This window comes from Rhizobium sp. P2_G2 (assembly GCF_056403555.1).
In genome coordinates this window covers 1-8,821 of the sequence record NZ_JBFUFF010000169.1, presented here as the reverse complement: position 1 = coordinate 8,821, position 8,821 = coordinate 1, and the positions used below count along the sequence as shown (strand labels likewise).

Genomic DNA, 8,821 nt, shown 5'->3' with positions numbered 1-8,821 from the left:
GCCCTGTTCGAGGCTTACGTTGTCGAGGCCGGAAGGGAGCGTTTTGCGAAACTTTCGGAGATCGATGCAGCCAACGGCGATGCCGAGGTGGTTCTGACCGAATTGGGCCAGGCCTTTCTCAGTCTGCTGCTTTCGCCCGCGGTGCTGGCGGTCAATCGGCTGGTCATTGCCGAGGCCCAGCGCTTCCCGGCAATCGGGCAGATCTTCTACGAGCGAGGACCTCGTCAGACAATCGACCGAATGGTCGTAGTGATGCAGGTGCTTTCCACTCGCGGCCTGATCGAAACAGAGAATATCCTCATGGCCGCCTTCACCTTCAAGGCAATGACGGAAACCGATCTCTACGAAAAATGCCTKTGGGGTCTGGAGGCTGYRCCAGGSGCGGATGCCATCATCGTGGCTGTCGAAGCGGCGGTTGCCGCCTTCATGGACCGCTACGGTACAGGTGCCAAAAAGGCCMTTTCCCGAAGCGCCAAAGCACCGCCGAGACTATAGGCGACYAGGTGATCGGTGAGGATACCGGSATGAACGACGTCGAGYTCGGTCRATGGGAACACCGGCGGATGCCTCGATAGCGGATCTTGCTGCGGCCATCGACGGCKCGCACGGGCTGATCGTCGCCACTCCGATTTTCAAGGCGTCGTTTTCGGGCMTCCTCAAGTCGCGCTCGATCTGCCGCCGCRATATGGCCTCGTCGGCAAGGGTCGTCCTGCCGATCGCCACCGGCGGCAACCTGGCGCACTTGCTGGCACTCGATTACGGTCKGCGGCCTGTGCTGCAATCGATAGGCGCACGCCATATCGTCCAGTCGCATTTCGTAAGCGAGGCGGAACTTCCTCTTGYTGGCGMGCGGATGGATTTCGATCTGCCGTGCTTCGAAGGGCTTCGTTCGGCACYGCGGAATTTCCGCTATTCGCRCACCGACGCGGTAGAGGYGAGCATGCTGGCCATCCCCGTCCCAGCCTTCTTGGCGSYCGCTGATCGGGGCAGACTATTTCTTTTCGGGCCTGAGCTTGCCAACCAGCATCCCCGCCGCGGGCGTCAAGGTCATGARCAGCCGTCGCTCGACGGCTTCAATGCCTTCCATCTCATTTSTCCTCCCCATCGCGGGATGSSTCACGCCGCCGACGGTCGGCTGGTGCGCGTGYTGGAGRAATTGACGCCGMCATTCCCGGCCTGTRCCTCTGTTRTCCAGGCCGTCGGCMGGTACCGGCGGCCTGCGAGCGTCKATCGATCTAGTCWGGGAAAARCGCTCTCAGACCGTTCAGCCGGCSAGTGCCTTKTCGAKGTCCTGAGCAATCACMGGRTCGGTCACYGGCATGTTCGGCGAATAGCGGCCGATCACCTKRCCGTCGCGCGAKACGAGGAATTTCTCGAAGTTCCACAGCACGTCTTCAGGYTTTTCCGGCCCAAGCCCCGAATCGACCATGCGCTTGCGGAAAGCTTCGGCGCCGSTCGCGTCCGGCCGCGCTTCGGTCAGTGCCTTGTAGAGCGGGTGCTGRTCATCGCCCTTGACRGACACTTTCGAGAACATCGGRAAGGTGAGGTCATAGGTGAGCGAGCAGAAGGCGGCGATCTCTTCCTCGGTGCCAGGCTCCTGTCCTTTGAAATTGTTGGCCGGGAAGCCGAGGATCTCCAGGCCGTCACCGTTCTTGGCACGATAGAGCGCCTCCAGCCCCTCATATTGCGGCGTCAGCCCGCATTTCGAGGCAACGTTGACAATCAGCAGTACCTTGCCGTCGTAATCTGCGAGCTGGGCCGGCGTGCCGTCGATGCGGGTCAGCGGAATGGATTGGATATCGGTCATGGGAGACTCCGGGTTGGTTCGTGGTCGGGTCCGTTTTTCAAATCAGGTCATTGTAAGGATCGAGCTTTTCGATCTCACGCGCGATACATCTGCGTGGCTCGCTTCGTACCATTGTGTCTGTCCTCCTCGTATTGAGCCTTTGCCCGATGATGCAGCGTCGCGGCGACGACGCCCGATAGGTCCATGATCTGGCCGCTCTCGGGCAAGCCGTTTCGGCCATCCGTTGTTTGGCAAATTCAGCGCAGCCATCGTCCCGGTCATGGCCGCCCATCTTTCATCCCTCAAGACCTGCTCCGCTCGACGATGACCCTGCGGCGAACCGCAATGAACTGCCAGCCTGTATGCGCCGCGATCAGCCCCCATATGCCCCGGGGCGCCTTCAGCATGACGGCGATGGCAACGATGCCAAGCAGCATGAGGTAAATTGGCCCGTAATCTGCAAGCGTCTCGCGCAGGACGAAAAACAGGATTGCACCGAGGATCGGCCCTTCGACGGTGCCGATGCCGCCAATGACCACGATAAAGATCATGAAAGCGGTCCAATCATTCGTACTATAGGCGGAATCCGGCGCGATCCGCAGTTTCTGGAGAAAGATGATGGCACCAACGAGGGCCGTGAAGGCACCGGTCGCGGCGTAGACGAAGAGCTTCATGCGGTAGGGGCTGACACCGAGGCTATTGGCGGCGATCTCGCTGTCGCGGACGGCCTTGAGGGCGAGCCCGAGTTTCGAGCGCAGGATTGCCACGACTGCGACAATCGAGCCTATCCCGACGCCGAGGCTCAGCCAGTAGAGGATGGCCTCGCGCATGAGGCGGTTCGCCGCAATCGAACTCAGAACCGAGACCGGCAGATTGGTGCCTGCACCGCCGCCCAATGACGTAAACTGGGACGAGGTCAGCAGAAAGACTTCGGCCGCGGCCCAGGTCCCGATGGCGAAATAGGCACCATGAAGCCGAAACAGAAGCGGCGCGAGCACCATCGCGGCAACGCCGCCGGCGGTGGCCGCGACGGGAAGCGCAAGAAGCGGCGGCATACCGGCAAGTAGTACGAGACCGAAAAGCACATAGGCGCCGAGCCCGACGAAAGCCTGCTGCCCGACGGAGGCTAGCCCCGCATAGCCGGCGAGCAAATTCCATGATGAGGCCAGCGCGAGATAGGTCATGAATTCGGCGATCAGCCGCAAGTCCGCACGCCCTGCCCACCACGGCGCTGCGGCCAGCAGGCAAGCTGCCACCGCAAAGACGACGGCCGCAACCATGCTGACCTTCGTCTCGCGCACGACGCGGAAAGCGGGCATAGCAGGGCTTGTCATCATTGCGCGATCCTCGGAAACAAACCACGCGGCCGAAAGGCAAGCACCAGGAAAAATACCAGATGGCCCGCAAGCACTTGCCAAGCAGGATTGATCTGTGCGCCGATGGTCTGGGCGACGCCCAACACGATGCCGCCGACGAGCGTGCCCCAAAGATTGCCGACGCCGCCGATGATGATCGCCTCGAAACCGTAGATCAATTTCGCAGACCCCGCCGCAGGGTCGAATTCGTGCGTATCGCCAGAAATACGCCGGCAATCGCCGTCACCGCCGCTGCGAGGGCGAAAGCCAGACCGTAGATGTGGCGATTGTTGATTCCCATCAGTCGCGCGATTTCGGGATTATCCGATGTGGCGCGGAAATCACGGCCAAGCGCGGTCCGATAGAAGATGAATTGCAGGATGGCGATCGCGATCACGGCAACCACGAAGGTGAGAAGTGGAAGCAGGCCGATGCTGATGCCGCCAATCGATACGTTCTGAGTTTCGAGCGCGCCTGCTGAAAGCCTGCGACTGTCGGCCGAGAAACCCGCCAGCAGACCGTTCTGTATCAACACCGAGAGGCCGAACGTCACAAGCAATGGCGGCAGGATGTCGCCGCCGAGCGTCGGATTGAGCACGGCACGCTGCACCATATAGCCGATGCCGAACATCAGCGGCACGGCGAGCACGAGCGAAGCAAGCGGCCCAAGACCTGTCGCATCGACAATCACCAGCGCCAGATAGGCGGACAGCACGATAAAATCACCGTGCGCGATGTTGACCAGGCGCATGACGCCGAAGATCAGCGAAAGCCCCGCCGCGAACAGCGCATAGAGGCCGCCGAGAAGAATGCCCTGGATGAATGCGTTGAGCCAATCCATTGCGCTCACGTCCCGAAATAGGCGGAAATGATATCCCCGCGGGAAAAATCCTCGGGACGTCCTGTCAGCGATATCCTGCCCTTCTGCAGGCAGACAACGGATCGCGCCACAGAGAGTGCACGGGCGATGTCCTGCTCGACGACAACCGCGGATACGCCACTGCCGATGATCTCGGGCAGCGCGTGGTAGATCGCCTTGATGACAACCGGCGCCAGACCGAGCGAGATTTCGTCGAGCAGGATGACGTCGGGGTTTCCCATGAGCGTGCGGCTGATCGCAACCATTTGCTGCTGGCCGCCCGATAGCATGGTCGCCAGCGACTTGCGTTTATCCCTCAAGATCGGGAACAGGCGGTAGACGCGCTCGATGTCCCAATCGCCGCCACGCCCTCGCACCCTGCCGATCAGCAAATTCTCCTCGACACTGAGCGATGGAAAGAGCTGGCGTCCTTCCGGCACGAGGCCGATGCCCCGGCGCACGATCTTGCTGGCATCGATGCCGCCGATCCGCTCCCCGCGATAGATCACCATGCCCGGCTCGCAGCGCAGAAGGCCGACAATGGTCTTGAGCAGGGTCGATTTGCCTGCCCCATTGGCACCGATCAGCGCCAGAGTCGAGCCGGGCATGAGATCGAAAGAGACGTCGAACAAAGCCTGAAAATCGCCATAGCGCGCACGGAGCCCGCGAATGCTGAGGACGGGTTCAGACATGGACGGCAGTCTCCCTGGGTTGCTCATCGACGCCGAGATAGATGTCCGCCACCTCCGAGCTGCGCATGACCGCCTCCGGCTTGCCGTCGGCGATCAGCCTGCCAAAATCGAGCACCACAATCCTGTCGACGACTGCCAGCAATGCGTGAATGACATGCTCGATCCAGACGATGGTCGTTCCCTGCGCCTTCACCCCTTCGATCGTATCGATAAGAGATTTGCATTCGGGCTCTGTCAGACCGCCCGCGATCTCGTCGAGCAGCAGCAGTTTCGGATGGGTCGCGAGCGAGCGCGCCAGTTCCAGCCGCTTTCGTTCGAGCAGCGTCAACGTCGACGCGTCGGCATTCGCCTTTTCAAGCAGCCCGGTGGTCTCAAGCGCCATGACGGCACGCTCCTCGGCCGTCCGGCCCGTATCGGCGGCGCCGAAGGACGCACCCACCAGGGCATTTTCGAAAACCGTCATCCCCAGGAAGGGATGCGGAATCTGGAAGGAGCGGGAAATGCCTGCCCTGCATCGCGCGCGGGCAGGCATATGGCTGACCTCTACGCCGCGGAAGGTGATCTTGCCGGCATTGGGCAGTACCGTGCCCGCGATCAGGTTGAAGAGCGTCGTCTTGCCGGCGCCATTCGGCCCGATGACGCCGACGGCTTCCCCCTCCCCGACGAAAAGGGAGACGTCATCGGCGACCTGCAGAAGGCCGTAGCGCTTGCTGACGCCGGAAAGTTCGAGGATCGGTTTTGCTGCAGCCATGTCGAGGTCATCTTCTGCTTTCACGCCGCCCGCCAGCCACGGGGCTCGTCCAGCACCCGCCGCCGGGGCGAACGGAGTGGGTTGCTGTCAGGCGATCGGATTGAGCTTGCTGGCGACGGGAATTTCCGGCGCCGATGTGTTGTCGCAGATCACCAGATCGAACTTTCCGCTGGTTTTGCGCCATTGGCCGGTGACGACAGGCGTCTTGCAGATATTCTTGATATCCGGATTGTCCCATTTGATATGGCCGACGATCGAGGCGTAATTCGTCGTCCGCACCGCGTTTATCACCGCTTCCGCTGAGGTATCGGCCGAACGCTTCAGCACGTCTACGGCCACCTCGAACAGAGCGTGTTTGAAACCGATCGGCTGGGTCCAAGGGCGGCCGGTCTTGGCGGTATAGTCATCGTTCATTTGCTTGGCGGACTGGCCGGTCAAACCTGACTTGAAGGGATGGTGCGGCGACCACCAGATCTCGGTCGAGAGCCCGTCACCCCTGTCGCCGAGCGATTCGACAACGGACGGAAAAAGTAGCGCCTTTGCTATCGTGACGATCTTGGGATGAAAATTCTGCTGTGCGCATTGCTGCCAGAACAAAGCGAAATCGGGTGGAGCTAGAACACCGCCGACGATCTCAACGCCCGCCTTCTGGAACTTKGAAATTTGCGCCGAATAGTCTTCGATGCCGGGTGTGAAGCGGCCGCCGTCGATGAACTTGAAGCCGTTGCGGGCACAAGTCTGCGGCAGGGCACCCGGATCGTCGGCATTGCCCCAGGCCGTGCCGTCGGCATCGTTGGGAAGCAGAGCGCCGACGATCTTGTTGGTTTCGATCGATGCCCAGAGGCTGTTATAGCTCTGGGTCGCATCCTCCAGCCCCCAGAAGAAATGGTAGGTCCATTCGAAACCGGTCTTGGGATTGCCGTTGCGGCCAAAGATGTAAGGCTGCCAAGGGCAATCGGCCGTGATGCATGGTACCCCATTTGCTTCCGCCTGATCCGCCACAGGATTGACGGTGGCGAAGGTCGAGGCGGCGAGCAGTAGATGCACTTCGTTGCGTAGGATCAGTTCCGAGGCGACTTCGGCGGCACGGTTGGGATTGGACTGGCTGTCGCGGTTGAGAATCTCCACCGCATAGGTCTGTCCACCAACGGTGATCCCGTCCTTCAATACCTCGCGTACGCCTGCCAGCACAAAATCGACCGGCTCGCCGAAGGCGGCGAGCGGGCCGGTCTGCGGTGCGACGTGCCCGATACGGATCGTCTCGGCGGCGTGCGCCGGGCCAAGACGCATCACCTCGGGCCAAAGCGCCACGGTCGCGGCCCCCATTGCCGTCTTCTTGAGAAAATCACGCCGGGTACCACCGGCTCCATCTGTTCTGGACATTGCTCTCCTCCCCGCAAATGGCGCGTGAGCGCCGCATCTCTTGCAAGGATAATGTTGGGATCAACGATCAATGTCAACGATATTATTATTTTTCGATAAATATGGAATCCATAATAGCTTAAGTTACCATTTTATGTCTAGCATCAAACACGCCGTCTCGGCATCAGCTTTCCAACAAGCATCCCAGCGGCGGGCGTAAGTGTCATGACCAGCCGGCGCTCGATGGCTTCGCTGCTGTCAGCGGCCCGGACAATGACGCTCATGCTCGCATTGATCGCCGCTTCGGGGCAGGATAGCGGCACGGAGATGCCGACAAGCCCGTGGTCGACCTCACCGCGGGTAATCGCATAGCCCTGCCGACGAATGCCAGCGAGTTCCGTTGCTATGTCGTCCAACGCTGCACCGATACCGTCCTCGTTCTTGAGAATCCTGCCGAGCTTGGCGCGGGGCAATTGCGCCAGGATCGCCTTGGAGGTCGCACCGCGCAACAGTGGCATCGGCCGGCCGCGTTCATAGCTGGTTGCAATATCTACCCCCGGCGTGCGGCCGTCGGCGACGCAGATCACTTGGTCACGGTAAAGCCGTGCCAACACGACGACATGGGGGATGGGGGCCGCGTCAAGGACATCCCGCAGAACGGGCTCGCCTTCGCGGATCAGCGGATCGCAAAGGCGCAGGCGTCGATCGAACTCGATGAAGGCGGCGCCCAGGCGATAATGTGCCTCGATCGAAGGATCGAGAAAACCCTGCCCCACCAATTCGCGAACCGTGCGGTAGACGGTGCTAGCCGGCACCCTCGCGGCATCCGCCATTTCCTGTATGGTCCAATCCGGCTTGCCTTCGTTGAATAGTCTCAAAATTTCGACAAACCGATCGAGCCCGGCCATCATTTTCCTCAAAATTACTGAATTCACGATAGGTAGAGAACTCAAATTGCCACTCGAGGTCACTATAAGTCAATCCGGAGGGACCGCTGCCAAAGGCTGATATTGATGCGCAAGTCGCATGCAATCACGACCGGCACTTTGCAGTTGGGGCATGACAATTTCTCACAGGCGCCCGATCCGGGTTTTGCCGACTTGCGAAACTATTGCTTGGAAGCCTGCGCTCTCGGTAGACAAGTCCACGAGATATCTTACGACCGCTGACCTAGGATGCGCCCAACATTGACTTCGATCCATTYGACCAATCGTTCGACATGCTCGGCGACTTCTTGGCCTAGAGGGGTGAGACTGTACTCGACATGTGGCGGCACGACGGGAAAGGAGTGGCGCTCGACAAATCCATCCTGTTCGAGAAGGTCCAGCGTTTGCGCCAGCATTCGTTCGCTGACGCCCGCGATCAAGCGCCTCAATTCGCTGAAGCGATGCGTGCCTGATCTCAGCGCCACAAGAATCAGAACGCCCCACTGGCTGGTAACGTGCCGGAGGATTGGCCGCGACGGGCATTCCGCCGAGAACAACCTGCCGCGGCTCATCACTTCTGCGAGCGGCACCTTCCCATGTTCAATCGTCATCGGCTTTCTCCATACTAACAAAAATGTATGTACTTCACAGATCGATAGCTTTGCAATAGTCAGAGACTGTCAATGGCTCCAATCAAATGAAGGCGGAGGGCTCGAATGACCGCGGATATCCAGGCCGCTTGTCTGCGCATTCCTTCTCGTTTGCAGTTCCCTTGATATCGCTGGCACGCACAGGTAAAGGCTTGGAACCTCAAGCCGTAACCGGAACGTCCCGCTTGCATCAGCCTTGGTGCAGGGATCGTTAAACGCGGTGTCGTAGATGCTGGGCCAGCCCGATAACTGGTCTCCGCCACGATGCCCTTCAAGCACAATGCCTCACGACGCCATCACATAGGCAAGATGAAATTCAAGGTGACGAACTGGCATGAGTACGAGGCAGGGCTTCGTCGACGCGGCAGCCTGACGCTTTGGATGACACCGGAAGCTTTGTCGTCCTGGCGGGCTCCGAAGCGCACGACACGCGGTGGCCA

8 protein-coding genes and 3 pseudogenes are annotated in these 8,821 nt (G+C 60.3%); 3 read left to right on the top strand and 8 right to left on the bottom strand.

The features are described 5' to 3' along the window. A partial coding sequence (locus AC1D06_RS40530; protein WP_477991111.1) for a TetR/AcrR family transcriptional regulator C-terminal domain-containing protein occupies positions 1-495 on the top strand: 495 nt, incomplete at its 5' end. Positions 496-547: 52 nt separating this feature from the next. Further along, a pseudogene (locus tag AC1D06_RS40525) lies at positions 548-808 on the top strand (NAD(P)H-dependent oxidoreductase); the annotation flags it as partial. A gap of 456 nt (positions 809-1,264) precedes the next feature. On the opposite strand, the gene AC1D06_RS40520 reads toward AC1D06_RS40525, so the two are convergent. The 8 genes and pseudogenes from AC1D06_RS40520 to AC1D06_RS40485 form a co-directional block, all read right to left on the bottom strand. After that, on the bottom strand, positions 1,265-1,807 hold the full coding sequence (locus AC1D06_RS40520) for a glutathione peroxidase (protein ID WP_477991110.1): 543 nt from the start codon (positions 1,805-1,807) through the stop codon (positions 1,265-1,267). Between the two features lie 281 nt (positions 1,808-2,088). Then, positions 2,089-3,120, bottom strand: a complete 1,032-nt coding sequence (locus tag AC1D06_RS40515) for a branched-chain amino acid ABC transporter permease (protein WP_477991109.1) — start codon at positions 3,118-3,120, stop codon at positions 2,089-2,091. Continuing rightward, a pseudogene (locus AC1D06_RS40510) lies at positions 3,120-3,982 on the bottom strand (branched-chain amino acid ABC transporter permease). Before AC1D06_RS40510 ends, AC1D06_RS40515 begins: the two are co-directional and overlap by 1 nt. Before the next feature lie 5 nt (positions 3,983-3,987). Beyond that, the gene (locus AC1D06_RS40505; RefSeq protein WP_477991108.1) at positions 3,988-4,692 is read right to left on the bottom strand and encodes an ABC transporter ATP-binding protein; all 705 of its coding nucleotides are present in this window, start codon (positions 4,690-4,692) and stop codon (positions 3,988-3,990) included. After that, entirely contained in the window at positions 4,685-5,443 is a 759-nt protein-coding gene (locus tag AC1D06_RS40500) for an ABC transporter ATP-binding protein (RefSeq protein WP_477991112.1), read from the bottom strand. The genes AC1D06_RS40505 and AC1D06_RS40500 overlap by 8 nt, the downstream gene beginning before the upstream one ends. 87 nt (positions 5,444-5,530) lie before the next feature. After that, positions 5,531-6,826 carry an ABC transporter substrate-binding protein gene (locus tag AC1D06_RS40495; protein ID WP_477991107.1) on the bottom strand — a complete coding sequence of 432 codons (1,296 nt, stop codon included), beginning with the start codon at positions 6,824-6,826 and terminating at the stop codon, positions 5,531-5,533. Positions 6,827-6,969: 143 nt separating this feature from the next. Then, positions 6,970-7,713 carry an IclR family transcriptional regulator gene (locus tag AC1D06_RS40490; protein ID WP_477991106.1) on the bottom strand — a complete coding sequence of 248 codons (744 nt, stop codon included), beginning with the start codon at positions 7,711-7,713 and terminating at the stop codon, positions 6,970-6,972. Between the two features lie 248 nt (positions 7,714-7,961). Further along, entirely contained in the window at positions 7,962-8,342 is a 381-nt protein-coding gene (locus AC1D06_RS40485; RefSeq protein ID WP_477991105.1) for a winged helix-turn-helix transcriptional regulator, read from the bottom strand. A 303-nt stretch (positions 8,343-8,645) separates the two neighbouring features. Here AC1D06_RS40485 and AC1D06_RS40480 point away from each other — a divergent pair. Then, positions 8,646-8,821 (top strand): annotated as a pseudogene (locus AC1D06_RS40480) (IS5/IS1182 family transposase); the annotation flags it as partial.

Bases quoted from the DNA above. Each gene is read 5' to 3' on its own strand.
- AC1D06_RS40515 (WP_477991109.1), bottom strand. From the start codon at position 3,120: ATGACAAGCCCTGCTATGCCCGCTTTCCGCGTCGTGCGCGAGACGAAG.
- AC1D06_RS40505 (WP_477991108.1), bottom strand. From the start codon at position 4,692: ATGTCTGAACCCGTCCTCAGCATTCGCGGGCTCCGTGCGCGCTATGGC.
- AC1D06_RS40500 (WP_477991112.1), bottom strand. From the start codon at position 5,443: ATGGCTGCAGCAAAACCGATCCTCGAACTTTCCGGCGTCAGCAAGCGC.
- AC1D06_RS40490 (WP_477991106.1), bottom strand. From the start codon at position 7,713: ATGGCCGGGCTCGATCGGTTTGTCGAAATTTTGAGACTATTCAACGAA.